At 61.7% G+C, this 26305-nt stretch carries 27 protein-coding genes; 14 read left to right on the top strand and 13 right to left on the bottom strand.

Annotated features, from left to right (window positions below; all coding sequences use genetic code 11):
• The first annotated feature begins 130 nt into the window (after positions 1-130).
• The 3 genes from AC0V2Y_RS07620 to AC0V2Y_RS07610 all read left to right on the top strand — a co-directional run bounded on the left by AC0V2Y_RS07620 (position 131) and on the right by AC0V2Y_RS07610 (position 4447).
• Complete coding sequence (locus AC0V2Y_RS07620) at positions 131-1405, top strand: HlyD family secretion protein (RefSeq protein ID WP_475416009.1); 1275 nt, start codon at positions 131-133, stop codon at positions 1403-1405.
• A gap of 27 nt (positions 1406-1432) precedes the next feature.
• Entirely contained in the window at positions 1433-3577 is a 2145-nt protein-coding gene (locus AC0V2Y_RS07615; RefSeq protein WP_475416008.1) for a peptidase domain-containing ABC transporter, read from the top strand.
• A gap of 597 nt (positions 3578-4174) precedes the next feature.
• On the top strand, positions 4175-4447 hold the full coding sequence (locus AC0V2Y_RS07610; protein ID WP_475416007.1) for a DUF4242 domain-containing protein: 273 nt from the start codon (positions 4175-4177) through the stop codon (positions 4445-4447).
• A gap of 233 nt (positions 4448-4680) precedes the next feature.
• Here AC0V2Y_RS07610 and AC0V2Y_RS07605 read toward each other — a convergent pair whose 3' ends face one another.
• Complete coding sequence (locus AC0V2Y_RS07605) at positions 4681-5094, bottom strand: hypothetical protein (RefSeq protein ID WP_475418153.1); 414 nt, start codon at positions 5092-5094, stop codon at positions 4681-4683.
• A 48-nt stretch (positions 5095-5142) separates the two neighbouring features.
• Entirely contained in the window at positions 5143-5889 is a 747-nt protein-coding gene (locus AC0V2Y_RS07600; RefSeq protein ID WP_475416005.1) for a hypothetical protein, read from the bottom strand.
• A 217-nt stretch (positions 5890-6106) separates the two neighbouring features.
• On the opposite strand from AC0V2Y_RS07600, the gene AC0V2Y_RS07595 reads away from it, so the two are divergent.
• The 6 genes from AC0V2Y_RS07595 to AC0V2Y_RS07570 all read left to right on the top strand — a co-directional run bounded on the left by AC0V2Y_RS07595 (position 6107) and on the right by AC0V2Y_RS07570 (position 8931).
• Positions 6107-6559: a GNAT family N-acetyltransferase gene (locus AC0V2Y_RS07595; RefSeq protein ID WP_475416004.1), complete on the top strand. Its 453-nt coding sequence runs from the start codon at positions 6107-6109 to the stop codon at positions 6557-6559.
• 30 nt (positions 6560-6589) lie between these two features.
• On the top strand, positions 6590-7033 hold the full coding sequence (locus AC0V2Y_RS07590; RefSeq protein ID WP_475416003.1) for a hypothetical protein: 444 nt from the start codon (positions 6590-6592) through the stop codon (positions 7031-7033).
• A 104-nt stretch (positions 7034-7137) separates the two neighbouring features.
• The gene (locus AC0V2Y_RS07585) at positions 7138-7701 is read left to right on the top strand and encodes a hypothetical protein (RefSeq protein ID WP_475416002.1); all 564 of its coding nucleotides are present in this window, start codon (positions 7138-7140) and stop codon (positions 7699-7701) included.
• Between the two features lie 9 nt (positions 7702-7710).
• The gene (locus tag AC0V2Y_RS07580) at positions 7711-8019 is read left to right on the top strand and encodes a hypothetical protein (protein WP_475416001.1); all 309 of its coding nucleotides are present in this window, start codon (positions 7711-7713) and stop codon (positions 8017-8019) included.
• A 160-nt stretch (positions 8020-8179) separates the two neighbouring features.
• A complete protein-coding gene (locus AC0V2Y_RS07575) occupies positions 8180-8377 on the top strand; it encodes a DUF3079 domain-containing protein (RefSeq protein ID WP_332862333.1) in 198 nt (65 codons plus the stop codon).
• 59 nt (positions 8378-8436) lie between these two features.
• The gene (locus tag AC0V2Y_RS07570; RefSeq protein ID WP_475416000.1) at positions 8437-8931 is read left to right on the top strand and encodes a prolyl-tRNA synthetase associated domain-containing protein; all 495 of its coding nucleotides are present in this window, start codon (positions 8437-8439) and stop codon (positions 8929-8931) included.
• A gap of 7 nt (positions 8932-8938) precedes the next feature.
• Here the strand turns inward: AC0V2Y_RS07570 and AC0V2Y_RS07565 are convergent, their stop codons facing one another.
• Positions 8939-10084 carry an MFS transporter gene (locus AC0V2Y_RS07565; protein WP_475416010.1) on the bottom strand — a complete coding sequence of 382 codons (1146 nt, stop codon included), beginning with the start codon at positions 10082-10084 and terminating at the stop codon, positions 8939-8941.
• A gap of 255 nt (positions 10085-10339) precedes the next feature.
• On the opposite strand from AC0V2Y_RS07565, the gene AC0V2Y_RS07560 reads away from it, so the two are divergent.
• A complete protein-coding gene (locus AC0V2Y_RS07560) occupies positions 10340-10957 on the top strand; it encodes a TetR/AcrR family transcriptional regulator (protein WP_475415999.1) in 618 nt (205 codons plus the stop codon).
• Here AC0V2Y_RS07560 and AC0V2Y_RS07555 read toward each other — a convergent pair.
• Entirely contained in the window at positions 10954-11424 is a 471-nt protein-coding gene (locus tag AC0V2Y_RS07555) for an N-acetyltransferase family protein (protein WP_475415998.1), read from the bottom strand. The genes AC0V2Y_RS07560 and AC0V2Y_RS07555 overlap by 4 nt on opposite strands.
• A gap of 43 nt (positions 11425-11467) precedes the next feature.
• On the bottom strand, positions 11468-12250 hold the full coding sequence (locus AC0V2Y_RS07550; RefSeq protein ID WP_475415997.1) for an XAC2610-related protein: 783 nt from the start codon (positions 12248-12250) through the stop codon (positions 11468-11470).
• A 30-nt stretch (positions 12251-12280) separates the two neighbouring features.
• On the opposite strand from AC0V2Y_RS07550, the gene AC0V2Y_RS07545 reads away from it, so the two are divergent.
• Positions 12281-12937, top strand: a complete 657-nt coding sequence (locus tag AC0V2Y_RS07545; protein ID WP_475415996.1) for a tetratricopeptide repeat protein — start codon at positions 12281-12283, stop codon at positions 12935-12937.
• Here the strand turns inward: AC0V2Y_RS07545 and AC0V2Y_RS07540 are convergent.
• The 7 genes from AC0V2Y_RS07540 to AC0V2Y_RS07510 form a co-directional block, all read right to left on the bottom strand.
• Positions 12924-13898, bottom strand: a complete 975-nt coding sequence (locus AC0V2Y_RS07540) for a ribonuclease Z (RefSeq protein WP_475415995.1) — start codon at positions 13896-13898, stop codon at positions 12924-12926. The two genes, AC0V2Y_RS07545 and AC0V2Y_RS07540, sit on opposite strands and share 14 nt — an antisense overlap.
• A 47-nt stretch (positions 13899-13945) precedes the next feature.
• On the bottom strand, positions 13946-15439 hold the full coding sequence (locus AC0V2Y_RS07535; RefSeq protein WP_475415994.1) for a metal-dependent hydrolase family protein: 1494 nt from the start codon (positions 15437-15439) through the stop codon (positions 13946-13948).
• 135 nt (positions 15440-15574) lie between these two features.
• Positions 15575-16426 carry a formate dehydrogenase accessory sulfurtransferase FdhD gene (fdhD, locus tag AC0V2Y_RS07530; RefSeq protein WP_475415993.1) on the bottom strand — a complete coding sequence of 284 codons (852 nt, stop codon included), beginning with the start codon at positions 16424-16426 and terminating at the stop codon, positions 15575-15577.
• Positions 16427-16440: 14 nt separating this feature from the next.
• On the bottom strand, positions 16441-17361 hold the full coding sequence (locus AC0V2Y_RS07525; RefSeq protein WP_475415992.1) for a bestrophin family protein: 921 nt from the start codon (positions 17359-17361) through the stop codon (positions 16441-16443).
• A gap of 13 nt (positions 17362-17374) precedes the next feature.
• Positions 17375-18355 (bottom strand): cytochrome d ubiquinol oxidase subunit II, encoded by a 981-nt coding sequence (locus AC0V2Y_RS07520; RefSeq protein WP_475415991.1) that lies wholly within the window; start codon positions 18353-18355, stop codon positions 17375-17377.
• A 30-nt stretch (positions 18356-18385) separates the two neighbouring features.
• On the bottom strand, positions 18386-19765 hold the full coding sequence (locus AC0V2Y_RS07515; protein WP_475415990.1) for a cytochrome ubiquinol oxidase subunit I: 1380 nt from the start codon (positions 19763-19765) through the stop codon (positions 18386-18388).
• 13 nt (positions 19766-19778) lie between these two features.
• Positions 19779-22091, bottom strand: coding sequence for an FdhF/YdeP family oxidoreductase (locus AC0V2Y_RS07510; protein ID WP_475415989.1), 2313 nt, complete (start codon positions 22089-22091; stop codon positions 19779-19781).
• A 166-nt stretch (positions 22092-22257) separates the two neighbouring features.
• Between AC0V2Y_RS07510 and AC0V2Y_RS07505 the strand changes: the two genes are divergently transcribed.
• Both AC0V2Y_RS07505 and moaA read left to right on the top strand, forming a co-directional pair.
• On the top strand, positions 22258-22536 hold the full coding sequence (locus AC0V2Y_RS07505; protein ID WP_475415988.1) for an ArsR family transcriptional regulator: 279 nt from the start codon (positions 22258-22260) through the stop codon (positions 22534-22536).
• A 102-nt stretch (positions 22537-22638) separates the two neighbouring features.
• The gene (gene moaA / locus AC0V2Y_RS07500; RefSeq protein WP_475415987.1) at positions 22639-23736 is read left to right on the top strand and encodes a GTP 3',8-cyclase MoaA; all 1098 of its coding nucleotides are present in this window, start codon (positions 22639-22641) and stop codon (positions 23734-23736) included.
• A 5-nt stretch (positions 23737-23741) separates the two neighbouring features.
• Here the strand turns inward: moaA and AC0V2Y_RS07495 are convergent, their stop codons facing one another.
• Positions 23742-25166, bottom strand: coding sequence for an aminotransferase-like domain-containing protein (locus AC0V2Y_RS07495; RefSeq protein ID WP_475415986.1), 1425 nt, complete (start codon positions 25164-25166; stop codon positions 23742-23744).
• Positions 25167-25321: 155 nt separating this feature from the next.
• On the opposite strand from AC0V2Y_RS07495, the gene AC0V2Y_RS07490 reads away from it, so the two are divergent.
• On the top strand, positions 25322-26284 hold the full coding sequence (locus AC0V2Y_RS07490) for a Dyp-type peroxidase (RefSeq protein WP_475415985.1): 963 nt from the start codon (positions 25322-25324) through the stop codon (positions 26282-26284).
• The last annotated feature ends 21 nt before the right edge of the window (positions 26285-26305 follow it).

Here is a 26305-nt window from a genome sequence, read left to right as displayed (position 1 = left end):
TCTTAATACTTAATTTTTACGTGTTAAAATTTTCATAGAGGCAGCTTCACAAAACAGTCACAGAGTCAGTATCTTTATTTTTGTGGGGAAATAGATAATTTTGTTTGATAAGCCAAAAGCTGCTGCTCCCATGGCACCTGCTCCATCTATTCAAGCGCTGTTCCGCCAGCAAGCCATCGAGCATCTGGGTAACAAGCAGTACGGTACGGTCTTACTGGCGCGGCCCGTCAGCCACCTGTTCCTGACCTGGCTGTTCCTGGGTATCGCGCTGGCCATCGTCGCCTTCGTCATCTTCTTCAGCACCACGCGCAAGGCGCAATCGCAGGGCGTGCTGCTGCCGACCAGTGGCGTGATCCGCATCATGCCGGGCCAGGCGGGCGTCATTGCCGGAGTGCGCGTCAAGGAGGGGCAGGCGGTGCGCGCGGGCGAGGTGCTGTTCGTGCTGTCGGGCGAGCGCAGCAGCGCCAATGCGGGGGCGCCCCAGCAGGTCGTCTCGGACTTATTGAAAAGCCGGCGCGACAGCTATGACGCGGAATTGCAGCAGTCGCGCCTGCAATCGCGCCAGCGCATGGCGGCGGGGCAACGCCGCGCCAGCGACCTGGCGGCGGAGATCGCCCGCATGGATGGCCAGATCGCGCTGCAGCAGCGCCGTATTACCCTGGCGGAACAATCCTACCAGCGCTACGGCGAGCTGCACGCCACCCATTACATCTCATCCGCCCAGCTGCAGGATAAGCAGGCCGAGCTGCTGGACCAACACCAGCGCCTGGCGGAATTGCAACGCATCAAGTCGGCCAGCGGCCGCGACCTGGCCACCACGGAAGCGGACGTGCGCGACTTGCAGGTGCAGGCGCAGCGCGACACGGAAGGCTTGCAGCGCAATGTCTCCGCCATCGAGCAAGACCTGACGGAAAACGAGGCGCGCCGCGAAATCCTCGTGCGCGCGGCGCAGGACGGCATGGTCACGGCCATCACCACCGAACTGGGGCAGACCGTGGCGGCCAACAGCGTGCTCGCCTCCGTGCTGCCGGCCGGCGCCCAGCTGGAGGCGGAAATCTACGCACCGTCGCGCTCGGTCGGCTTCATCAAGCCGGGCATGACGGTGTTGCTGCGCTACCAGGCGTATCCGTACCAGAAATTCGGCCAGTATCCGGCGCTGGTGCGCGAAGTGGCCAGCACCTCGCTGCGGCCCGAAGAGCTGGCGGTGCCGGGCGCCGTCAGCGGCACGAATGGCGAACCCTTGTACCGTATCCGTTTGACCTTGCAGCGCCAGAGCGTGCAGGCGTATGGCGAAACCCTGCCGTTGAAATCGGGCATGCTGGTCGACGCCAGCGTGCTGCTGGAGCAGCGCCGCCTGTATGAATGGGTGCTCGACCCCCTGTTCAGCATTTCCGGGCGCCTGTAAGCCCCATATTGATTGTCCACAATACTCATGCATCTTCCTGATCTTGCCCACCTGTCCTTCTGGCGCAGCCAGCGCCTGCCCGTCCTGCTGCAAACGGAAGCGGCCGAATGCGGCCTGGCCTGTCTGTCAATGGTGGCCAGCTACTGGGGCCACCAGACCGACATTTCCAGCATGCGCCGGCGCTTTTCCGTGTCATTGAAAGGCGTGACTTTAAAAGGGCTGATGGCGATGGCGCAGGGGCTAGCCCTGCATACGCGGCCGTTAAAACTCGACATGCCGCATTTGCCCGAGCTGAAGCTGCCCGCCATCCTGCACTGGGATTTGAACCATTTTGTCGTGCTCAAAGCAGTCTCCGGCAGCCATGCCGTGATCCACGACCCGGCCGTGGGCCAGCGCCGCCTGCTGCTGGCCGCAGTGGCGAAACATTTTACGGGCGTGGCGCTGGAACTGACGCCCACCACCGAGTTCAAGAAGGCCGAGGAAAAGCAGCAATTCTCCCTGCTGTCGCTGATGGGGCGTGTGGTGGGATTGAAGCGCGGCTTGCTGCAATTGCTGGTGCTGGGCCTGGCCCTGCAGGTGTGCGCGCTGGTGGCGCCGTTCTACATGCAATGGCTGGTCGACGAGGCGCTGCTGGCCGCCGACCGCGACCTGATCACCGTGCTTGGCTGCGGCTTTTTGCTGCTGGTGCTGGTGCAGACGGCCATCGGCGCCGTGCGTTCCTGGATCACCACCGTGCTGGCCACGAATTTGAACTTGCAATGGCTGGGCAACGCCTTCGCCCACCTGTTAAAACTGCCGCTGCCGTATTTCGAGAAGCGCCACACGGGCGACATCGTCTCGCGCTTCAATTCCATCCAGACCATGCAGCGCAGCCTGACGACGCAATTCGTCGAAGGCGCCATCGATGGCGTGCTGGTACTCGCCACCCTGGGCATGATGCTGCTCTACAGTCCGCTGCTGGCGGGCGTGGCCTGCATCGCCGTGCTGCTGTATGTCTTGCTGCGCTGGGCCCTGTTCAAGGCCATGCGCGAGGCGACGGCCGAACAGATCATCCATGCGGCCCGGCAGCAGACGCACTTCCTGGAATCCGTGCGCGGCATCCAGAGTATCCGCCTGTTCGGCCGCGCCGCGGAGCGCCGCGCCAGCTGGACCAATGCGCTGGCCGACCAGTTCAATGCCGACCTGCGCATCGCCAAGCTGTCCGTTTCTTACCAGACGGCCAATACCTTGCTCTTCAGCGCCGAACGGGTGATCGTCATCTGGATGGCCGCGCTGGCCGTGCTGGACAACCGTTTTTCGGTGGGCATGCTGTTTGCCTTCATCAGCTACAAGGACCAGTTCAGCCAGCGCATGGCCGGCCTGATCGACAAATTGTTTGAATTGCGCATGCTGCGCCTGCATGGCGAGCGCGTGGCCGATATCGTCCTGACGGACGCGGAAGCAGACGGCAACGACGTCGAGGTGGAGATGGACGATATCTCGCCATCGATCGAGATCCGTAACCTGGCCTTCCGCTACGCCGACAGCGAACCCTATGTATTGAGAGGCCTCAATCTGCACATTCCCGCCGGGCAGTGTATCGCCGTCACCGGCCCGTCCGGCTGCGGCAAGACGACCCTCATGAAATTGCTGCTGGGCTTGCTGGAACCAACAGAAGGCGAGATCCTCATCGGCGGCATCCAGCTGGGCAGCCTAGGCATGACGAACTACCGGCAATTGCTGGGCACGGTGATGCAGGAAGACACCCTGTTCGCAGGTTCTATCGCCGACAATATCAGCTTCTTTGCGCCTTCGCCAGATCAGCAACAAATCCAGACCTGCGCGCAGCTGGCCGCCGTGCATGCGGAAATCGCCGCCATGCCGATGGCCTTCAATACCCTGGTGGGCGACATCGGCAGCGGCCTGTCGGGCGGCCAGAAACAGCGCATCCTGCTGGCCCGTGCACTGTATAAAAACCCGAAACTGCTGGTGCTCGACGAAGCGACCAGCCATCTGGACACGCGCAATGAGCAAGCCGTCAACGCGGCGATACGGAAAATCCCGCTCACGCGCGTGATCGTTGCGCACCGCCCGGAAACCATCGCCATGGCGCAACGGGTGGTGGTGCTACAGCAGGGGAAAATCGTGGAGGATGTGATACAGGAGATTAAAGATATCGCTGAGACAGCGTAGATTGCGACATGTTATGGATATATTTCCTTGGTCAGGTCAGTAACCCAGTGGCAGCCGTTCTGTATCAAGCTTGCGATGTGAAGCGCCGACTTTTTGTAGTCAGAGGCGGCCAAAGATCAAAACTTTATCTTGATGGACGATTTCGACGGTAGGTAGCACAACAGTAGGTACGTCTTCGGGATAATCTCGTAGATGCGGCATAAAATAGTGATGTGTGGCTTGCACCGCCTCCACCAAGAAGTAAAGACCCCCCTTCGGGCGGTTTTTTATTGCCTGGCCGAAGCGAGCAGGGCACCCTCGCGCCCTGCGTGTGAGATTCGAAGGCCCGGGCCTACCTGCCCAGCCCGCCCCGAATCCTCCACCTGCAGCTGCTGCACCCCAGCCGCGCATTCGTCGTTCCAATCAGCCGAACCAGCTCTCATAGCACGCCATGCGTCACCCGTGTCTGAATAGCAGACCAGACTCTAGTACGTTTCATGGTAATTCCAGCAACACCAACCCACCAGCATGGTATATAACGAATACATGTCACGGCATATGTGACGCATGGAACCGGCGAGTGTCGTGTTCGCCCGGAAACCTCATAAGGAGACTGCTATGCCAAAGTACGTTATTGAGCGTGATATTCCCGGGGCTGGGAAGTTGTCAGAGCAAGAACTTCAAGCCATTTCGCAGAAGTCCTGCGGTGTCTTAAACAAGATGGGGCCACAAATTCAATGGCTGCAAAGCTATGTTACTGGCGATAAAATCTACTGTGTTTACATCGCTGCAAATGAAGCGCTGGTTCGCGAACATGCCCAGCAAGGTGGCTTCCCTGCAAACCGCGTGTCGGAAGTCATCTCGGTCATTGACCCGACTACGGCAGAGTAGTGCGCCACCAATGTACTTGAGCCTCGTCCCTGACGGAACTTGACTCGGGTAGGGACGAGTTGTGCGTTACATGAGCGTTTCGGAAGAGGGTGACCGAGCGACATGGGGCGAGAGTCGCCATCAGTCCGCGTCATCAGCGTATCGGCCGTATCGAGCTTCTGACGCGCCTGCCCAGCCTCACCTAAGGTCTGCGCTGTCTGGGGCCTATCGGCAATGCAGTCTTTTTGCGACTCTCAGGAGTTTGCCGGAATAGCTGCGGCGCGTTGTGGCCCCTTATCGACCGGCACAAACACGTCCCATTTATGTTGTATCGTCGGCTTTACGGTCCTGGCGCAACTCACAGCAACATTCGGCCTAGACAGGCCATGGCTCTTCGGCACCCATGTCACATGCAAAGGTAGCGCGCATTTCGCCACCAGAATCTTCCGGTTCGGCTCCAATACCTGCCACTGTGTGCCGTTTTTGGCATTTTCTGCTGCCATGAACTTGACTGCGGCCTCCCTGATCTCAAACAAACCATGTATGTCACCGCGGGTTCTATCCTCGTCAAGCGTGGCAGCGATTGCCGAGGCGATGCCAGCGACAAGAAAAAGAGCGCCGGCAAGGGCGGCGCACATGCGTTGATTCCATCGTAACGGTAGCTGCATCTTTACACTCCTTGCCGAGGCTGTTTGATATCCCCCACCATGACGAATTCATGCCACTTCATCGCGCCTGAACATGAATTGTTGACGCTGAATGCCTTGCGTGACGAAGTCCGCATCGGGCGGGATTGTTTCCCAGAAAAAAACATGTTTAAAAATGGGGATTTTGTTGAATTTTTTCGAACGAAATATCCATCTGTTTTTCGTGAAATCGCTGTAACGGTCGCCCTTGAACTGTGTATGTACAGTTGTAAAAGGAAGTAACTTTTCCGCAATATCCGGAAAAGAATAATCCGGATGGTCATCCTTGAATTTCTCAAAAATCGCAAATTGATCTCTGCAGATAACTTGAATGGCCGTTTCTGGCATGCGATAGCGCGGGGACCACAGGACGTTCCAGCCTGATTCGATTTCATTGATGAATTTTACCAGGCGCGGCGTCATGATATAGGCATCCGATTCGATATGGATGATTTTATCCACGCCCATTTCATTGGCGACCTTGACCGAGTGCAGAAAGCTGCGCCACCAGCCCGGGTAGTCAGCCCCGCTTTGTCGTCCCAGATTGTTGTCGAAGCGAATGATGAGGTTTTCATCGCCATTTGCAGCCAGCGGAGTGCTATGGGAAACTGTCTTGATGATTTCGGTAGGCGGAAGAAATGGCGATCCATCGTCAATCATTATCTTCTTTACTGCATTAATTGGAATGTTTTCGTAGTAATCGAGCCACCGTTGATACCGGCTTTCCCATGATGGCGCATCTTTTATAAAGCTGGTGCAGAATATAATGGCTTTCATTTGCTAAACACATTCCTTGTGTCTGAAAAATACAGGTTATTCATGGATCATTAAAATTTTCAACTATTTTAACAGATTGGAGGTGCTTTAATCACTGAACGGGCATGCCGGCGATGTGGCCGCTGGCAGCATGGCGCCTCTGGCGCGCACTCCTGGCGCCCCGTCACCGATGCCGTATCGTTCACATGCCTCGATCATCGCTGGTTATACTAGGTGCATGGCAGAGGTTTCCCATGCGCCATCTCTTTACATCCGTGAACCAATGAAAAACACCACTGTCGAATATCGTCATAACTTCCCCCTTGATCCGCTGGACGTTGTTCGCGTCTTCGATCAGTCCGGCATCAAGCGGCCCACCAGCAACCTCCCGCGAATCGCGCGCATGTTTGCCGTGCCTTGCCTGGTGCTGTCGGCATGGGTGGATGGCCAGCTGGTGGGGCTTGCCCGCTCGCTGACCGACCATGCGTATTGCTGTTATCTCTCGGATCTGGCGGTAGACAAGCAATACCAGGGCATGGGTATCGGCAAAGCGCTTGTCCAGCGCACCCAGGCCGTCATCGGCGACGAAGTGTCCCTGATATTGCTTTCCGCTCCCGATGTCATGTCCTACTATCCGACGCTCGGTTTTGAACCTGCCGCGAATGCTTTTATCATTCGGCGCAAACATTAAGTGAGCGCTTCCAGGAACGCTTGTGCCTTTATGAGACCCGTCTACACCCTCGCCGAAGCCCTGGCACAAGACCCCGCTCGCGTGGCCAAGACCCAGGCTCTTACCCTCGACAGCTCCAGGCCCCACATGGGCCTGAAAGGCAGGCACGGCCTGTTCGCCTCCGACGAGTGGTGGGAAAGCATCAAAGCCGGCCGCCTCCAGACGCAAACGTTGACGGGCTGCATCGAGCGCACGTATTTCGCTGGCCAGGATAGCCGGCGCGGCGATCAAGTCAACAGCTTCACTTTGCGTCTGACCGATGGCTCGACAGTCAACGAGAGCATCTACACGCACCGCAAGCAGGACATCAAGCTGTTCGTGCCCGGCGCTACGGTGACGATGGTGTATGCGCTGGACGAGATGAAGGCGCAGGCGGCTGACGGTGGTGCCTGCTGCGCGCGGACCGTGCTGGAAGTATCTGTTTCTGCGGGATAAGGCGTCTATAGCCACTTGATATTGCTGCCAAAGCCTCCTGTTCTCTGTCAACACCATCCCTCCAGGTTTGCATTAAATTAAGGACATTTGATGATGGAGGCGAGATGGACGACGAACTCAGTGGTGAGAAATGGGGGCGAAAATTTCCAGGCAGCACCAACACCAGGGATTTGTCGGGAAATTTTCGTTTGGCAGTGGAAGATTTTCTATATGCAATGAAAGAGGCGGGGATCAGGGTTGCAATCAATGCCACCTACAGACCGCCGCAGCGCTCCTACCTGATGCATTATGCGTGGAGAATCGCAAGAAAACAGCTTGATCCCCAACACATCCCGAAAATGGCGGGTGTGCATATCGAATGGGATCACGGTGAAATTGACGCATCTGTCAAGGCTGCAAAGGCAATGTTGATTGTCTTGCAGATTAATCATTTACCCATCAAACCCGCACTGCGCTCGCAACACAATTCTGGTCTGGCAATTGATATGGATTTGCTGTGGAGCGGAACGGTTGAGGTGAAAGATGCGAGCGGCAATCTGGTGAAGATTGCCACTTTGCCGAGGACGGGCATGAACAGGCAACTTATTGCGGTCGCTGCAACATATGGGGTAAAGAAATACAGCGGGCCTGGAAGCGACCGGCCACACTGGTCCAATAACGGCTATTAAAGGAAAGTCATGCGAAAAATTTTTCTGATAGTGTCTATTGTCTTTGGTCTGCCTTTCGCCTTTTCAGCCGAGCCACTCCCTAAGGATGTCAGCAGGTTTATCTATAACGCAGAAGCATGTGAACACTTGGCGGGAGAGTTTGATGGCGAGCTACCTAAGCGGCAGCAGGATGATCTCCTCAAGAACATACATAAATACTGCAAGGTGGCGCAAAATCAGCTGAGAGTTCTTGAAATGAAATATAAAGGCAATGGAAAAATAATGAAGGTCATCAAGAGTCATGCTAATGATGCGGTAAGTAGTTATGAGAGGGAATGACGTTCGCTGGTCTCTTGGGTGAACATAGGATGCAAGCTGCTGCCGCAGCAATCTTCGCAAACTTGACCTAAGCAAATTCCTCACTGAAATTCGTTTGACCGTTCCCCCGCGCCAGGTCTAGAGTCGTCAACGAGACCTCAACCGACTGCATCCCCACGCCATGGCCAAGCCCTTTCCCCTGAACCCCAAGAACCCCGAGCGCATCTGCTGGGGTTGCGACAAGTATTGTCCGCCGGATGCCATGCGCTGCGGCAATGGTTCCGAACGCACGCAGCATCCCATCGAGCTGTTCGGCGAAGGCTGGAATGACTGGGGGCTGGCGGCCGCCGATCAAGCCGAGGCGGAGAAAAAACCTTAGCGGTGACAGCGCCCCGATCCGCTACAATTTCCCATCGCACTCGCGTTGAGGAAATGCCCATGCAAGAGATACTGTCCCGCTGGCTGGCAAGCAGCGCCGGCGATTACACCATGGTCGAACACCCGGCCGTCCACACCATCGATGAGGCGCTGATGCACGTGCCCGCCATGCCCGGCCTGATGGTGAAAAACCTGTTCGTGCGCGATGAAAAAGGGCGGCGGCATTTGCTCGTCATCGTGCCCTTCGACAAGCGCATCGACCTGGCGGCGCTGGGGCGGCTGTTGCCAGCCAGTAAGCTGAGCATGGCCTCGCCCGAGCGCCTGCTGCAGCACCTGGGCATCACGCCCGGCTCCGTCAGCCTGTTTGCGCTGATCCATGACGGCGCGCAGGCGGTAGAACTGGTGCTGGACCAGGCCGTGTGGGATGCTGACCATATACAAGCCCATCCGCTGCGCAATACGGCCACGGTGGCGCTGTCGCATGCCACCCTGGTCCGTTTCCTCGCGCATACGGGACACGTGCCCCACATCGTGACGGTGCCGGCAACGCAATAAGACAATCTCAATGCCCGGCCACGGGCGCGCCGCCGCTGCGCCGTCCCGGCCGGAAACCGTGCGCGCGGGCCGACCAGGCGACCACGAATGCCAGCATGAGCAAAGCCACCATGGCCCACGGGAAAGCGTCCGCGCCCCAGGTTTCCAGCAGGGCGCCGCCCACCACGCCTGCGGCCGCAATCGCGCCATTCCACGCCACCACGTTCATCGACAAGGCCACGTCGGCGCCGCTGCCGGCCGTGTCGGCCAGTGCCGTCTGCAACAGCGTTGCTGCGCCGCCAAAGCTCAGGCCCCAGACGGCCATGCCGACATAGATGACGGCAGGAACGTGCGATGCGACGCCCAGCACCAGGGCCGTGGCGGCAAAGGTCGCCAGGCTGGCCAGCACGGTGGCGCGCAGGTGGCGCTCGACCAATTTCCCCGTGATCCAGATGCCGGCCATGGCCGCAGCGCCGAAGACGAGCAGCACCAGGTCGATGCGCGCCGTCAATCCCGCTGGCGCCACGAACGGGGCGATGTAGGTGTAGAGAATATTGTGCGCCAGCATCCAGGCGATGACGACGGCCAGCACGGGGCGCACGCCCGGCGTCGTGAAGACGCGGCGCAGGGGCAGGCGCTCATGCGCACGCTGGCCAGGGTAGTCCGGCACTTTCGCCAGCACCCACCCGATCAGGACCAACGTCAGCGCGGAAATGATCCAGAACGCGGCGCGCCAGCCGACGAGCGAACCGAGCAAGGTGCCCAGCGGCACGCCCAGCGACAGGGCGACGGGCGCGCCCACCATGGCCAGCGCCAGGGCGCGGCCTTGCTGGTGGGGCGCCACCATGCGCCGCGCGTAGCCAGCCAGCAAGCTCCACGCCAGCCCGGCCGCCATGCCGGCAAAGAAGCGGGCTGCCAGGGTCAGCCAGTAGTGGGAGGACAGGGCCGTGACGGTATTGAATACGAGAAAGCCGATGATGGTCAGCAGCAGCACGTTGCGGCGGCGCCAGCCGCGCGTGGCGATGGTCAGCGGTATGGCCGCCAGCAGGGAACCGAGCGCATAGGCCGTGACCATTTGCCCGGCCAGCGGGGCGCTGATGCCGAGCCCCGCGCTGATCTGCGGCAGCAGGCCGGCGGGCAAGGTTTCCGTGACGATGCAGATGAAACCCGTCATGGCCAGGGCTAATAAACCGGAAACGGGGAGACGGTCGGCCAGCGCGGGGCTGGCTCCGGTGGTGAGTGTGGCGTGATTCAAAGCGGCTATCCTTGGAAGTGTGGCGAGGTAACCGGGCGCAGGAGTGCCCCCGGCCGTCGTGACGGTACATATGTATCGATCGGTATAAATATAGGCGATGGCGCGCCGCGTTGTCAATGACTTCTGTATCGAGTAGTATGTAAGTGGTGGTGAATAGACGAGAAGGAGCGGTGGATGGCGCAAATGGGACGGCCGCGCACGTTCGACCGGCAGGCAGCCGTCGAGCAGGCCATGTTTTTATTCTGGCAGCAAGGGTATGAATCGACCTCCTTGAGCCAGCTCAAGGCGAGCCTGGGCGGCGGCATTTCCGCGCCCAGCTTTTATGCGGCGTTCGGCTCGAAGGAAGCGCTGTTCCGCGAGGCGGCGCAATGCTATCTGGACACGTTTGCGCGCGTGACGGAGTGTTTGTGGGACGATGGCCTGGTGCCGCGCGAAGCCATCGAACTGGCCTTGCGCCAGTCGGCCCGCATGCAGTCCGAGCCGGGCCACCCGCCCGGCTGCATGGTGGCGCTCGGCTGCATGAGCGCGCCGACGGCCGAACATGCGGCCGTGGCAGCCCCGTTGACGGCTTCGCGCGCGCGCACGCGCGCCGGCTTCGTGCATTGTGTCGAGCGGGGCATGGCCAGCGGTGAGTTGCCGGCGGGTACGGATGCTGCGGCGCTGGCGGCCGTGTTCGACAGTTTTTTGTCGGGCGTGGCCATCCAGGCCCGCGACGGCGTGGGCTACGCCGTGTTTGACGCCGCCATCACGCAGATCCTGCGCGTGTGGGATGCCAGCCGCTTGCCAGCCTAGGCCGTAAAGCGAAACTCCAGCACGTCGTCGCCATACTTGTCCGTCTCGCCCGTCGCGGTCCAGCCCAGGTAGCGGTAGAAGCCGTACGAGCGCGAAGCGGGGTCGCTGGAGCAGCCGAGGAACAGCCGCTGGTGGCCCTGCGCGCGCAGCTGCGCCATGATCCCTTCCAGCAAGGTCTTGCCGATGCCCAGGCCTTCGAATTCCGGCAGCAGCGCCAGGACGATGATTTCGCCCGTGTCGCGCTCGCCAAAGCAGTAGCCGGCCAGTTGGCCGTCGTGATGGCAGACCTGGCCGGGCAGGCTGCCCGAGCGCATCATGTCGGCCCAGGTGTCGGCCGTGATGCCCACTTCCGCCAGGCGTTCCTTGGAAACGGCATTTTGCCGCGTCTTGCCGCGCAAGGCGATGAAGGCCGGGGTATCTTCCGCCCTGGCGGCATGAAAAGTAATCGATGCGGGGTGTGTCGTCATGTGTGCGTGAATTGTTGTGAATTGTTGGATGGTAGTGAAGGATTTACTCCCACGGTTTGCGCATAATGTGCGCGTGGCGCTGCCAGTCAACGACTTTGGTATGTTCGATGGCTTGCTGGCCGGGATTGGCGCTATCGATGATTTCATCCTTGACGATGATCAAGTCGTTTTTATCATTGAGGAGGTATTCCCGGTAGCGCTCGCAATCCTGTTCACGCCGGGCGGTGGTGATTAATTTGTCAGCCCGCCACGCATAGCTGTCTTCATGAAAACATTGCGCGGCGCAGCCGCAATTGGCGATGCCGCCTTCGATTCTTTGCTCGGCGATGTTGATATCGAGATTTGGAATCGCCGATAAGGGTTTGTTGAAACTGTATTGTTTTGCCTGTGTATCCCACAGCCACACATCGGAACAGCGGATGCGCCCCTGGCTATCCGTGTAGCCGGTGACCCACAGATCGGCATGACCGTCGAAATTCATGTCCAGCAGCAGCGCGTGCAAATTGCCCGTACCACTGCTGCTGCAACTGCCATTGAGCCACTGCTTGCCGATTTTCAGACGGTAGGTCTGTTTTTCATCGTGATTGACATAGCGGATGTCGGCCGCTTGCCGCACTGTTCCTGTCGCGGCTTTGTCCAGGTGCAAGGTGCCGCCATAAGCCGACGTGGCAATCAGGGATAAAAGCAGAACAATCAATTTCATGGCGTTATTCTTCGGGCACAATGCCCCGATTGCATCAGGTGGAGAATGATCATAACGCATGATTTGGGCAATGCGCCACACGGTTTCTATTGTGCATTCTGTGCGGAACAGTGCTGTGTACAATGCCAGAAAATCCCCGCATAAGGAATGCTGATGACATCTTCTCCCGAATCTTTGAATGAAGCGGGCATTCTCGCTTATAACGACGGCAATCATGCCGAGGCATTTAAACAATTCGACGCCGCGGCGCGCACCGGCGATCCGGCCGGCCAGCATTTATTGGCCAGCCTGTATTACCAGGGCCATGGCGTGACGCAAGACGTGCCGAAAGCGGTGGAATTGTTTACGGCGGCAGCGCAGGCGGGCTTTCCGCCGTCGCTGGCCAATTTGGCCCTGATGTATGCGAGCGGCGATGGCGTCGCGCAAGATATGCGGCAGTCGCTGGCCTACGGACGCCAGGCGGCCGAGGCGGGCGATGGCCAGTCGCAATTCAATCTGGCGCAGGCTTACCGCAAGGGTATTGATGTACCGCAAGACTACGCCGAGGCGGCATTCTGGTACAAGCAGGCGGCCGAGGCCGGTTCCCTGTCGGCGCAGAACGAGTACGGCTTGCTGTACGCGCAAGGGCAGGGCGTCGAGCTCGATTACGTGCAGGCGTATGCGTGGATCGCCATGCCGGCCGAGGCGGGCAGCACGCAATCAATCAAGAACCGCGACCAGTTGCTGGAAATCCTCACGCCCTCACAGCAGCAGGCGGCGCGCGCGCTGGCTGCCGAGTATGCGGAGCAATACGGCGTCAATCCCCACTAGACTTCCCCGGCAGCTTGCCGAGCACGCCGGCCGCATCGAGTTCATAGCTGTCGAAATCGCGCGCGAGGAACAGTTCACCCGAGTAATGCAGCCGTGCTTCCGCTTCCAGTTCGGCCATGCCGTCCGCATTGTGATAGCGGGCACTGAAGTGGGTGAGGATCAGATTCGGCAAGCGGACCGCTTCGGCGAACTGCGCCACGCGCTGCACCGAGCTGTGCGTGGGGCCGGGCCCCACCTTTTGCAGCATGGCTTCCGTGTAGGTGGCTTCATGCACGAGCAATTGCGCATCGGCACAGGCGTCCGTCAGCAAGGACGGCGTGTCGTTGTCGCCGCCGATCACCACGGTGGCGCGCTGCGTTTCCGTCTGGCGGAACGCGGAGGCGTGCAAGACCATGCCATCGTCGAGCAGCGCATCCTGACCCGCCTGCAAGAGTCCCCAGGCCGGGCCGGGCGGCACGCCCGCCGCCTGCAGGGCGGCCTTGTCCAGTTTCCACCTGCTCGTTTCCAGCGTAAAACGGTAGGCCACGCTCGGTGCGCGGTGCGACAGCGCATGGCGCGAGACGGTCAAGCCCGCTGCTGCATGCACGACGGGTGCGCTGTCCACGTCGATGTGGATCAGCGGATACGTCAGGAACAGTTCCGTATGCAACAGGGTGGCGTCGATCCATGCCTTGATGGCGGCCGGGGCGATCAGCAGCAAGGGCTTCTTGCGCCCCGTCATGGAGGCGCTGGCCAGCAGGCCCGGCAGGCCATAGCTATGGTCGCCATGCACGTGGGTGATGCAGATGCCTACCAGGTCGTGCACGGACAAGGGCAGGCGCTGCAGCCGGTGCTGCGTGGCTTCGCCGCAATCGATCATCCACCAGTCGCGGTTGTGCGTGGTTTGCAGGGCCAGCGAGGTGACGTTGCGGTGGCGCGTGGGCACGCCGGAAGACGTGCCGAGAAAAGTCAGTTTGAACATGCCCGCATTATGCGGCAAGCCTTGCCCGCTTGCCAACGCCGGTAGCCTCAGCCTGCCAGCGGCGCGCCCAATTTGTCCTTGTAGATGCGCCCGTTCTTCATGATCAGGAACAAGCTTTCCTCGGGATGCGCGAGGAAATCGAGGTTTTTCGCGGGGTCGCCCTCGGCCACCAGCAAGTCGGCCAGGGCGCCTGCCGCCAGCTTGCCCAGGGCGCCCGGGTAGGGCGCGCGCTGGCCGGACAGGGCCAGCAATTCGCCATTCTGCCCCGTCGCCTGCGCCAGCAAGGTCAGGGGATCGTAAAAGCGCGTGAGCTTGGCCAGCTGGCGGCCCTGCGTGGGCGTGTTTTTCGCGTTGAACAGGATATCCGTGCCCCAGCCCGTCTTGATGCCGTACTTTTGCGCCAGCGCATACGCCTTCACCGTGCCTTCCGAGACGATGGCCTGGCTGGCCTTGCGCGCCGCGTCAGGATACACATTCGCATCCGCGTCTTGCAGGAAAGGCTGCAGGCTCCACCACGTGCCCGTGTCGCGCATCATGCGCGCGGATTCGTCGTCCGCCAGCTGGCCGTGCTCGATGCTGCGCACGCCCGCGCGGATGGCGCGCTGTATGCCTTTTGGCGTGTAGACGTGGGTCATCACATACGTGCCCCAGTCGGCGGCCGCTTCCACGCCGGCGCGCAGTTCGCGTTCCGAATACTGCGTGCTGTCGAGCGGGTCGTACATGGACGCGACGCCGCCGCCGGCCATCATCTTGATCTGCGTCGCGCCCAGCATCAGCTGCTCGCGCACGCGGCGCAGCACTTTCGCTTCGCCGTCGGCGATCATGGCCATGCCCGCCGTTTCCGCCATGCCCAGCGGCGCGTTGGCCGCGCGCGGGATATCGGAACGCATGCGGAAGTCGCCGTGGCCCGAGGTCTGCGAAATCATGGCGCCCGACGGGAAGATGCGCGGACCGTCGACGATGCCTTCATCGATGGCGCGTTGTAATGCAAACGCGGGGCCGCCGGGATCGCGCACGGACGTGAACCCCCGCAGCAGGGTGCGCCGCGCTTCCTGCGCCGCCACCAGATATAAATAGCCGACGTCGGACGTCATGGCCGTCACCTGATTGATGGCGGCCAGCATGGTATGCCAGTGGGCGTCGATCAGGCCCGGCATGACCAGCTTGCCCTGGCAATCGATCACGTGCGCGCCCTCGACTTTCTCGCCGGCCGGCAGCAGGGCGGTAATCGTCGCCCCCGTCACCAGCACGTGGATGCCTGCGCGGGGTGCCTTGCCCGTGCCGTCGAACAGGCGCAGATTGGTCAGCAATAGGGGGCGGTCGGCTGTTTGCGGCTGCTGGGCGATGGCATTGCTGGTGGACAAGCCGATGAATGGCGCCAGCATGGCGGCCGTGCCGCCGAGAAATTGCCGGCGCCGCATGTCCGCCATCACCCGCTGGTGCAGGATGGTAAAGACCGTGCCGCCGCAGTCGCAGGCGCGCGGCTTCAAGCCGCCCGTTTGCCACGTGTCCGCCAGATGCTGCTCTTGTGCCAGGGCCATTGCCGCCATCCTTTCATCGTTGCCGCAGTTGCAGCAGGAAAAGTTAACAATTGGAAATTATTGCCATTGAAAGCCCGCAGCGACGGCAAGTCAAGCGTGCACTTGCTTTACGGCAAAGAATGTAGCATCGGCTGTTCACGGTGCATGCTGGCCGCTATTTTCCCCTTCGCCCGCCGTGTAATCGACAAAGCCGTCGCGGCGGCAAAAGCTGGCCAGCTGTATGCCGGCCTGGCGCGCGATGCGGATGGCCAGCGAGGTGGGCGCCGAGATGGTGGCGACGAGCCCGATATGCATGCGCGCCGACTTGCGCACCAGTTCATAGCTGGCGCGGCTCGACAGGAAGACGAAGCCGTCGTGCATGGCGATGCGGTGCAGCGCCAGGTAGCCGATCAGTTTATCGAGGCCGTTATGCCGGCCCACGTCCTCGAACACTTTTACCACCGCGCCCTCGGCCGTGCACCAGGCGGCCGCATGCACGCCGCCCGTCTTGTGCATCAGCTCCTGGTAGGGCAGCAGTTCGCGCGCGGCCCGGCCGAGGATGGCGCTGCTGGCCACCAGCGGCGGCAGGGGCCGCGTAATCTTTTCCGGCACCAGGTCCAGCAGGGCCAGGCTTTCGATGCCGCACACGCCGCAGCCCGTGCGCCCCGTCAGCGCGCGGCGGCGGGCCTTGAGCTTGATCAAATCGGGCTGCGCGATGGTCAGCCGCACTTCCGCGCTGTCTTCGCCGCAGCACACGTCGAGGTCGTAGATGTCGCGCACGCTGCCGACGATACCCTCCGTCAAGGTAAAGCCGACGGCGAATTCCTCGAGGTCGCGCGGCGTGGCCATCATCACCGCGTGGGCGATGCCGTTGTAGACGAGGGCCACGGGATATTCCTCGGCCACCATGTCGCGGCCCGCCGTGGCCACGCCCCCTTGGTGGCGCACCATGTGGACTTCCAGGAAACCATCGCGTTCGATGGTGGTGATGCCGATGTCGCATTCCATGATTTTTCCTCCAGTTAATCGATCTGATAGCGGGGGCAGGGCCGGATCGAGGGCGGCAGCGGGTCGCCGTTCAATTCCAGCAGCGAGCGTTCCGTTTCGCGCGTCATGGCGTTCAGGGCCAGGCAGTTGGGGGCCAGGCCGAATGGTTCGGCGATCTGCTGCGCGATGGCTTCCAGCGCGAACAGGGTGTAGGCTACGAAGACGGAAATGAGGGGCGTGGCCACGCCGATGGCGTCCACCAGGCCCAGCGGCAGTAAAAAACAGTACATGTAGACGGTGCGGTGCACCAGCACGCCGTATGGATACGGGATCGGCGTGTTCTTGATGCGCTCGCAGCCGGCCACCGTGGCGGCCAGGTCGTTGAGCTGGGTGTCGAGCATCCACAGCAGCTGCATCTGGCCCGGCTGGCGCTGCACGGCCTCGTGCAGCATGGCGCGCACCGAATGGAGCACGGCGACGGGCTTGAAGTTGACGCCCTGCAATTGCTGCACTTCGCCGGCAGGCAGGTAGCGCGCCAGGTCTTCTTGCGGGTCCGTCTGGCGCAGCTGGTGCTTGAGCGCGTAGACGAAGGCGATCAGGCGGCGCAGCAGTAACTGGTGGTCCAGGCCGCTCGTTTCCTGCGGCAGATACGTGAGCGCCTGCGAAGCGAGGGCGCGCGCGGCGATCAGCAATTGCCCCCAGATATGCCGCGCCTCGACGAAGCGCGCATAGCTGGCATTGTTGCGAAAGCCGAGGAAGATCGCCAGGCTGATGCCGACCATGGGGAACGGCGCCGTATCGAGTGGAATCTTGACGCCGAAGATGCGGCCATCCGTCAGCAAGGCCAGCGAACTGACGACCAGCATCAGCAGCAATTGCGGGATGATGGCTTGCAGCACGGAACCATCCCAGACGAACAGCATGCGGAACCAGTTGGTGGTAGGCCGAATGATCATGATCTGATGCCGATCAATGCTTGCGGGGCACGACTTTGCCCTCGAAGACGTAGTATTGGAACAGGTTGTAGCCGATCATGATCGGCAGCATGGAACCCATGCCGATCAGCATGAAGATCAGGGTCGGCTCGTCGGATGCGGCCGCCGCGATGCTCAGCTTGCCCGGCACCAGATCTGGAAAGAAACTGATGGCCAGGCCCGCGAATGACGCCAAAAACAGCACGATGGCGCCGCGGAACGGGCCGCGCACGCCGTTCACATGCACGGCCCACAGGATGTAGATAAAAGCGCTGGCGGCGATGGCGGCCAGGGCCAGCAGCACGCCGAACACGCCCGGCTGCGCCCAGCGGTCGTGGCCGATGGCGCTGAAGACCATGGTGCCGGCCGACAGTACGATGGCGGCCGCGACCGTCGCCAGCACGCTGGTGGTGGCGTAGCGGCGCGCGGCCGCTTCCAGCTGGCCGCCCGTCTTCTTGATCAGATAAGTGCTGCCCAGCAGGCAATAGCCGGCCACCACGCCCAGCGCCGTGCAGGCCGTGAAAATGCCGCTCAGCCAGCCCGGCTGCAAGCCCGTGATGACCTCGCCCAGCACCACGCCTTGCGCCACGGCGGCCAGCAGGCTGCCCACACCGAAGACCAGGTCCCACAGGCGCTTGTTGCCGGCCGCATGGCGGAACTCGATCGAGGCGCCGCGCATGATCAGGCTGGCGATCAGCAGCATGATGGGAATGTACAGCTGTTCCAGCAAGGTGGCATAGGCGCTGGGAAAGGCGCCGAACAGGGCGCCGCCCACCACCACCAGCCAGGTTTCATTGGCGTCCCACACGTGCTCGATCGACTGGAAGATCAGGTTGCGTTCCTGCTCGCGGCGGGTGAACAGGCTGAGGATGCCCACGCCCAGGTCGAAGCCGTCCGTGACCACGTAAAACACCAGCATCAGGCCGATCAGGCCGAACCAGGCGTTGCCTAGCATGGCATGCGAATTGATATCCATTACAAACTCCTTGATTGATGGGGGCGCATTTCAATACCCCGTGGCATGTACGGCATCGGGCAGGGGCAGCGCCACGTCCGGGCCTTGTTGCAGCCATTTCCTGGCGAACACGAAGAAAGTGAGGAACAGCACGATGTAAAACACGCAGAACATCAGCATGCTGCCGGCCACGGCATGGGCCGCCACGTCGGAAACGGCGTCGCGCGTGCGCAGCAAGCCGTACACGACCCATGGCTGGCGTCCCACCTCGCGCACGATCCAGCCGCACTCGACGGCGATGTAGGGCAGCGGTATCGTCAGCACCCAGGCCAGCAGCAGCTTGCGGTTGCGCACGAACTCCTGCACCCGGCCGCCCACCTTGCGCCAGGCGACGAAGGTCCAGAACGCCAGCAGCACGAACCACATGCCGATGCCGGCCATGGCACGGAAGGCGTAGTACAGCAGCGGCAGCATGGGCGGCTGGTCTGCGCGGGCGATGTCGGCCAGGCCCGTGATCTTGCCCGTGGCGCTATGCGTGGCGATCACGCTGAGCATGCCGGGCACTTCCAGCGACCAGTCATTCTTCTGTTCCGCCTGGTTGGGCCAGGCCAGCAGGGACCAGGCAGCGCCTTCGCCATCGCGATTCGTGTGCCAGTGGCCTTCGATGGCCGCGCCCTTGGCGGGCTGGGTCTTGAAGACGTCGACGCCGCTCGAGTCGCCCAGCCACACTTGCAACGGTGCAATGACCAGCAACAGCATCAGCGCCAGCTTGAACGAGCGGGCGAAGAAGGCCGGTTCGCGGCGCTTGAACATATACCAGGCGGAAATGCCGGCGATGACGATCAAGCCCGTTTCCACGGCGGCTACCCACATGTGGCCCACGGCCCAGGCCATGTCGGGATTGAAGATGGCTGCCACGTAATCGGTGACGATGATCTTGCCATCAAGCACGCGCACGCCGGCCGGCGTCTGCATCCAGGAATTGGCGACCATGATCCAGAACGAGGAAATGCTGGAACCGAGCGCCACCATGCCGGTGGCAAACAGGTGCACGCCCTTCGGTACGCGGCCCCAGCCGAACATCATGACGCCGATGAAACCCGCTTCCAGCATGAAGGCCATGGCGCCCTCGAAACCGAGGATGTTGCCGATGAACTGGCCCGAATGGTGCGAGAACGGCGCCCAGTTGGTGCCGAACTGGAATTCCAGGGGAATCCCGCTGACGACGCCGACGGCAAAGTTCAGTACCAGCAACTTGCTCCAGAAGCGCGCGTGGCGGTAGTAGACGGGGTCGCTGGTGCGCAGCCACAGCGCCTCGACGACGAACAGGAACAGCGACAGGCTGATCGTCAATATGGGCCACAGGATGTGGAAGATGGCCGTCATCGCAAATTGCGCGCGCGACAGGTCCAGGGTATCGAAACCGAACATGGCGTTCTCCTGATCAACTGAGGGCGGCTGAAGGCGACAGCAGCACGGGGATGGATTTGAAGGTCGGCGTGCGCGAACCGTGGCCCACGCTGCCCAGCGGCACCAGCGGATTGGTTTCCGGGTAGTAGGCGCCGATGCAGCCGCGCGGAATGTCGTACTCGACCAGCAGGAAGCGGTCGGCGCGGCGTTCGATGCCGTCATGCCACACGCCGATCAGGTCGACCCAGTCGCCGGCCGCAAAGCCCAGCATGGACAGGTCGTCCTTGTTGATGAAAACCACGCGGCGCTGGCCGAACACGCCGCGGTAGCGGTCGTCCATGGCGTAGATCGTCGTGTTGTACTGGTCGTGCGAACGCGTGGTCATCAGCACCATCAGGCGCTCGCCGTATTGCTGGCGGGCGCGATGGATGGGGGTATCGCGTTCCACGGCGTTGACGAGGAATTGCGCCTTGCCGCTTGCCGTCTTCCACACGCGTTCGCGCGAGGCAATTTCCAGGTGGAAACCGCCCGGTTTGGCCACGCGCAAGTTGTAGTCGAAAAAGTCGTCGAATACTTGCTCGATGGAATCGCGCAGCAGCGCATAATTGCCGGAATAGCGCAGCCAGTCGATCTTCTCGCTGCCCAGTGTCGCCTGCGCCATGCCGGCCACGATGGCGATTTCCGAGCGCAGGTTGGGCGAGGCGGGCTGGTTCATGCCGAACGAGATGTGCACCATGCTCATCGAATCTTCCACCGTCACGCCTTGCGCCACGCCTTGCTGCACGTCGATTTCCGTGCGGCCCAGGGTGGGCAGGATCAGCGCATCCTTGCCGTGCACCAGATGGCTGCGGTTGAGCTTGGTGGCGATGTGGACCGTCAGGTCGCACGAGCGCAGCGCGTCCCAGGTGCGCGGCGTGTCCGGCGTGGCCATCGAGAAATTGCCACCGAGGGCGACAAACACTTTCACCTTCTTCTCCAGCATGGCTTCGATGGTGCCGACGGCGTCGTAGCCATGGTGGCGCGGCGGCTCGAAGTTGAAGACCAGGCCCAGACGGTCGAGGAATTCCTTGGTCGGCTGTTCCTCGATGCCCATGGTGCGGTCGCCCTGCACGTTCGAGTGGCCGCGCACGGGGCACAGACCCGCGCCGCGCTTGCCGATATTGCCGCGCATCATCATCAAGTTCGACAGGATCTGCACGGTGGCCAGCGAATTCTTGTGCTGCGTCACGCCCATGCCCCAGGTGGCGATGACGGCCTTGCCTTTGATATAGATCTGCGTCAATTCCTCGATCTTGTCGCGCGCCACGCCCGATTCGGCCAGCAGCAAGTCCCAGCTTTCGGCGCGCAGGTCGGCGGCGAAGGCGTCGAAGCCGCTTGTGTGCTCGGCGATGAAGGCGCAGTCGAGCACGCGCTCCTGGCCGTGGGCGATGGCGTCGTCATCGAGTTCGACGACGCGCTTGGCCATGGCCTTGATCAGCGCGAAGTCGCCGCCCAGGGTGGGGCAGATGAACAGCGAACAGATGTTCGTGCTGCCGCCCGTCAGCATTTCCAGCGGATGCTGGGGGCTGGTGAAGCGTTCCAGGCCCCGTTCGTGCAGCGGGTTGATGGAGACGATGGTGGCGCCGCGGCGCGATGCTTCGCGCAATTCGCCCAGCATGCGCGGGTGGTTGGTGGCGGGGTTCTGGCCGAACAGCAGCAGGGTATCCGCATGCTCGAAGTCATCGAGCAGCACCGTGCCCTTGCCGATGCCCACCGTTTCCGGCAAGCCACGGCTCGTCGCTTCGTGGCACAGGTTGGAACAGTCGGGGAAGTTGTTGGTGCCGTAGGCGCGCACGAACAGCTGATACAAAAAGGCCGCTTCGTTGCTGGCGCGGCCCGACGTGTAGAAGGCGGCCTGGTTCGGGTCGTCCAGCGCGTGCAAATGGTGCGCCACGAGGGCGAACGCGTCGTCCCAGGCTATCGCCTGGTATTTGTCGCTGGCCGCGTCGTACACCATGGGGTCCGTCAAGCGGCCATGTTGTTCCAGATCATAGTCCGACTGTTCCATCAATTCCGTGACCGTGTGTTCCTGGAAAAACTCGGGGCGCACGCGCTTGCTCGTCGATTCGGCGGCCACGGCCTTGACGCCGTTTTCGCAGAATTCGAACGTCGACGCGTGTTCGCGGTCGGGCCAGGCGCAGCCGGGGCAGTCGAAGCCGTCGGGCTGGTTTTGCTCGAACAGCGAACGGTAATTGCCCGCGCTGACTTTTTCCTTGAACAGGTTGATGGCCACGTACTTGAGGGCACCCCAGCCGGCCGCGGCATGGGTGTAGGGCGCGATGCGCGCGTCGGACTTTGGCTTGCTCATGATGACTCTCCTGGTGATATGCGATGGGACAATCACATGGTAGGGGCGGCGGACTGCCCCGTAGGCGCACAGTTCCGGACAAAAAAACAGAGTACAGATGGCAAGACGATGATGCCGGTCGCGCCGGCATCAGCGCTGATTTATGATGTGAACAAGGAGAAAAAACATGCACAACAAGGAAGACGAAGTCGACGCGGCACTGATAGCGCTGCTGGCGCTGCTGTGGCAAGCGCACCAGGAGGCGCCCGAGAAACCGTGGTCGCTGGCCAAGCTGGCCAAGCGGGCGGGAGTACAGATGAGTACTTTGCTGCGTCAGCTCAATGCGCTGTCCAGCGCGCAACTGGTGAGCGTGACGACGGCGGAGAGCGGCGGCGGCAGCGCGCTGCTGAGCGCGGCGGGCGCGGAACTGTGCGCCAGCGTCTTTGCCGCGCCGTCAGCGGATTAGATCGCGTCTGTACTCTATCGGCTGGCGCCGGACTGTACCTCCTTGTACCCCTTCATTCGTCCTATGCTACGTCCAGACGAATGCCTATCGAGGGGAAGCACAATGAACACCATCCTGTATCCGCAGCCGGCGCTTCGGCAGCCAGACTATCTTGAGCCCTGCGTGGACATGCTGGGCCGCCCCTTGACGGATTTGCGCATTTCCGTCATTGACCAGTGCAACTTCCGCTGCACCTATTGCATGCCGGCCGAACTGTACCCCAGCGATTACCCGTTTCTGCCATCGAGCGAGCGCCTGTCCTTCGAGCAGATCGAAACGATGGCGCGCGCCTTCGTGCGCCTGGGCGTGGATAAAATCCGCATCACGGGCGGCGAGCCGCTGCTGCGCAAGAACCTGGAACAGCTGATCGAGCGCCTGGCGCGCCTCACCACGCCGGACGGGCGCGCCGTGAGCATCGCGCTGACGACGAATGGCAGCTTGCTGGCGGCCAAGGCGCGCTCGCTGAAGGAGGCGGGCCTGGACCGCGTCACCGTCAGCCTCGACAGCCTGGACAACGGCATCTTCCAGCGCATGAATGGCGTCGACTTTCCCGTCGAAAAAGTGCTGCACGGGATTGAGGTGGCGCAAGCCGTCGGCTTGCACCCCGTGAAGGTCAACATGGTCGTGCAGAAAGGCGTCAACGATAGCCAGATCGTGCCGCTGGCGCGCCACTTCCGCCACACGGGCGTGATCCTGCGCCTGATCGAATTCATGGACGTGGGCGGCATCGGCGCCTGGTCGCGCACGCACGTCGTCACGTCGGACGCGGCGCGCGCGCTGATCGCGGCCGAGTTCCCCCTCGTATCGCTGGGCGAAGGCAAGCCGATCCTGCACGAGACGGCCAGCCGCTACAGTTATCTCGATGGCGGCGGCGAAGTGGGTTTCATTTCCAGCGTGTCGCAGCCGTTCTGCGGCGACTGCAGCAGGGTGCGCGTCTCGTCCGATGGCAAGCTGTTTACCTGCCTGTTCGCCCACGACGGCCTCGACCTGCGGCCCCACCTTGATCTTGCGCAAGGCTCGCAAGGGCTGGAAACCGTGTTGCGCCGGCACTGGCAGCGCCGTGGCGATCGCTACTCGGAAGTGCGCGGCGCGCTGGCCCAGGCCGGCGGCGCCCAGCGCAAGCAGTATCCCACCGTGCGCATGTCGCTGGTAGGCGGGTGAATGGTTTACAAGAATTCGGTGATCAGTTTGCCGAGCAAGATGATCGCCTGTTCCACCTCCACGCTCCACGGATAGCTGTAGTTGAGGCGGATGCAATGCCTGTAGGCCTGGCTGACGGAAAACATGCGTCCCGGGCCCACCGTGATCTTGCATTCCAGCGCGCGCCGGTACAGCCGCATGGAGTCCACGTTGCCCGGCAACTCCACCCACAGCACGTAGCCGCCCTGCGGTTGCGAGACTTTGGTGCCAGCAGGAAAGAAGCGCAGCACGGCGGCGGCCATGATGCGCGCCTGCTGGGCGTAGGCCTTGCGGGTGCGGCGCAGATGCTGTTCGTAGCCATCGTTCTGCAGGTATTCGGCGATGGCCAGCTGCGGGAACGACGAGGTGGTGAGCGTGTTGAGGAATTTGAGTTCCTCCACCTTGCTGCGGTAGCGTCCGGCCAGGGCCCAGCCCACGCGCTGGGCGGCGCTGAGGCTCTTGGAAAACGAGGAACAGTGCAGCACCAGGCCCTTGCGGTCGCAGGACTTGAGCGAGGACGGGTGGGCGTCGCCGTAATACAGTTCGTTGTAGACGCCGTTTTCGATGGCGGGCACGTCGTGCTGCTCCAGCAGCTGAACCAGGGCCCGCTTGCGCTGGTCCGACATCTGGAAGCCCAGCGGATTCTGGAAGTTCGGCATCACCATGACGGCGGCGATCGGTTGCCGGGCCATGATGTCGGCCAGCGCTTCGATGCTGATGCCGTCATACGGATCGGTGGACACTTCCACCACCTTCATGCCCAGCCGTTCGACGGCCAGCAGCATGGCATAGAAGGTGGGCGATTCGACGGCGATGGTGTCGCCCGGCCTGGCCACCGCTTGCAGGCACAGGTTGATCGCTTCCGTGGCGCCCACGGTGACGATGATTTCGTCGGGATCGACGGCCAGGCCGTTTTCCAGGTAGCGGCGGGCGATTTCGCGTATCAGTTGCGGGTTGCCCGGCGGCAGGTCGTCCGTCATGCTCCAGTCGCGGTTGCGGCGCGCCACGGCGCTCGCGTACTGGTTGATGCGTTCCCACGGAAACAGCGCGGGATCGGGGTAGGGCGAGCCCAGCGGGATGGCGTCGTGCAAGCCGATCGAGCGCAGGGTCGACAGCACCAGGCGGCTGACGTGCACTTCGGCCGGCACGGTACTCGGCTGGGATGCCTGCATGCACAGGTCGGCCGGCTGCGCATCGCCGTCGGCGCGGGGCCGCACGAAGTAGCCGGACTGGGGCCTACTTTCGATCACGCCCATGCCTTCCAGCTTGACGTAGGCACGCAGCACCGTGGTGATGCTCAGCTTGTGCTGCTGGCTGGTCTGGCGCACGGAAGGTATGCGTTCGCCGGGCAAGAGCACGCCCTGGGCCACCAGTTGCTCGATGTCGCTGACGAGCTTTTCATACAATTTCATTGGTATCCATTCTTGATTCTTGCTCTACGTCATTGCATTATCGTCCAATTCATGACGACCTATAGTTACAGATATCGCATGTTGCCTAAATGAAACTGCCATCCGGCACTTCTGGTTTAAGATTCACCTGGAAAACGAAAAAAGGAATATTGGTCATGGCAATTCCACAAAGCATGCTGTCTGTCGTCGCGCGCGACGAAGTGCATTTGCAGTTCAATGTGAAGGCCGGCGTTGAACCGGAGCAGCTGTTCAGGCTGCTGGGCAAACTGTGGGAATCCGGGGTCACGGGCATCCTGGACCCCACCCTGAACCGCCACCACCAGTTGACGGGCGGCACGGCCAATGTGGTGCTGGGATTCAAGCCCGAGTTGTGGCGCGCAGCCTGCCCCGGCTGCGTGCCGGACAACATGGCATCGTTCGCGCACGACCTGGTGGGCGCCAACGGCAAGACGGCGCCCGCCACCCAGCACGATTTCTGGGTCTGGATCACGCAGTCGAACGCGGCCACCCTGTACGACAGCATGCGCACGACGCTCACCTTGCTGAGTCCCTGCGCCGAGCTGGCCAGCGAGCAGGTGTGTTTTCCGTATCACAATAACGTGACCTTCGACGGCTTTGCCGACGGCGTCGCCAACCCGAATCCGTTCCGCGCGAATGGCGTGGCCATCATTCCCGATGGCGAGGCAGGTGCGGGCGGCTCGACCGTGCTGCTGCAGAAATGGCGCATGGACGTGGAGCGCCTGCGCGCCTTGCCCGTGCACGCGGCGGAGCAGGTGTGGGGCCGCACCAAGGCCGGCAGCCATGAATTGTCGCCGCTGCCCGTCGATTCCCACGTGGGCCGCAACCAGTTTATCCGCGATGGCGAGGAAGTCGATATCGTGCGCCGCAATGCCAATTACGCCAATGCGACCGGGGCGGGCGTCATGTTTGTCGGTTTCTGCAAGGACATCACGGTGACCATGGGCATGCTGCGGCAAATGTACGGCGTAGGCTATGATGGCGTCACCAAGACGGACAGGCTGCTGGATTTTTCCACGGCGCTGTCGTCGGCGATCTATTTCGTGCCCAGCATCGACGCCTTGCTGGCCGTGGGTATTTCGCCGGCGGATCCCGGCTAAGGGCCGCCCCGGCGGTCCCTA

Source organism: Janthinobacterium sp. BHSEK (assembly GCF_056174685.1).
Note: the sequence above shows the minus strand (reverse complement) of the source record. Positions and strands in the feature narration are given on the sequence as shown.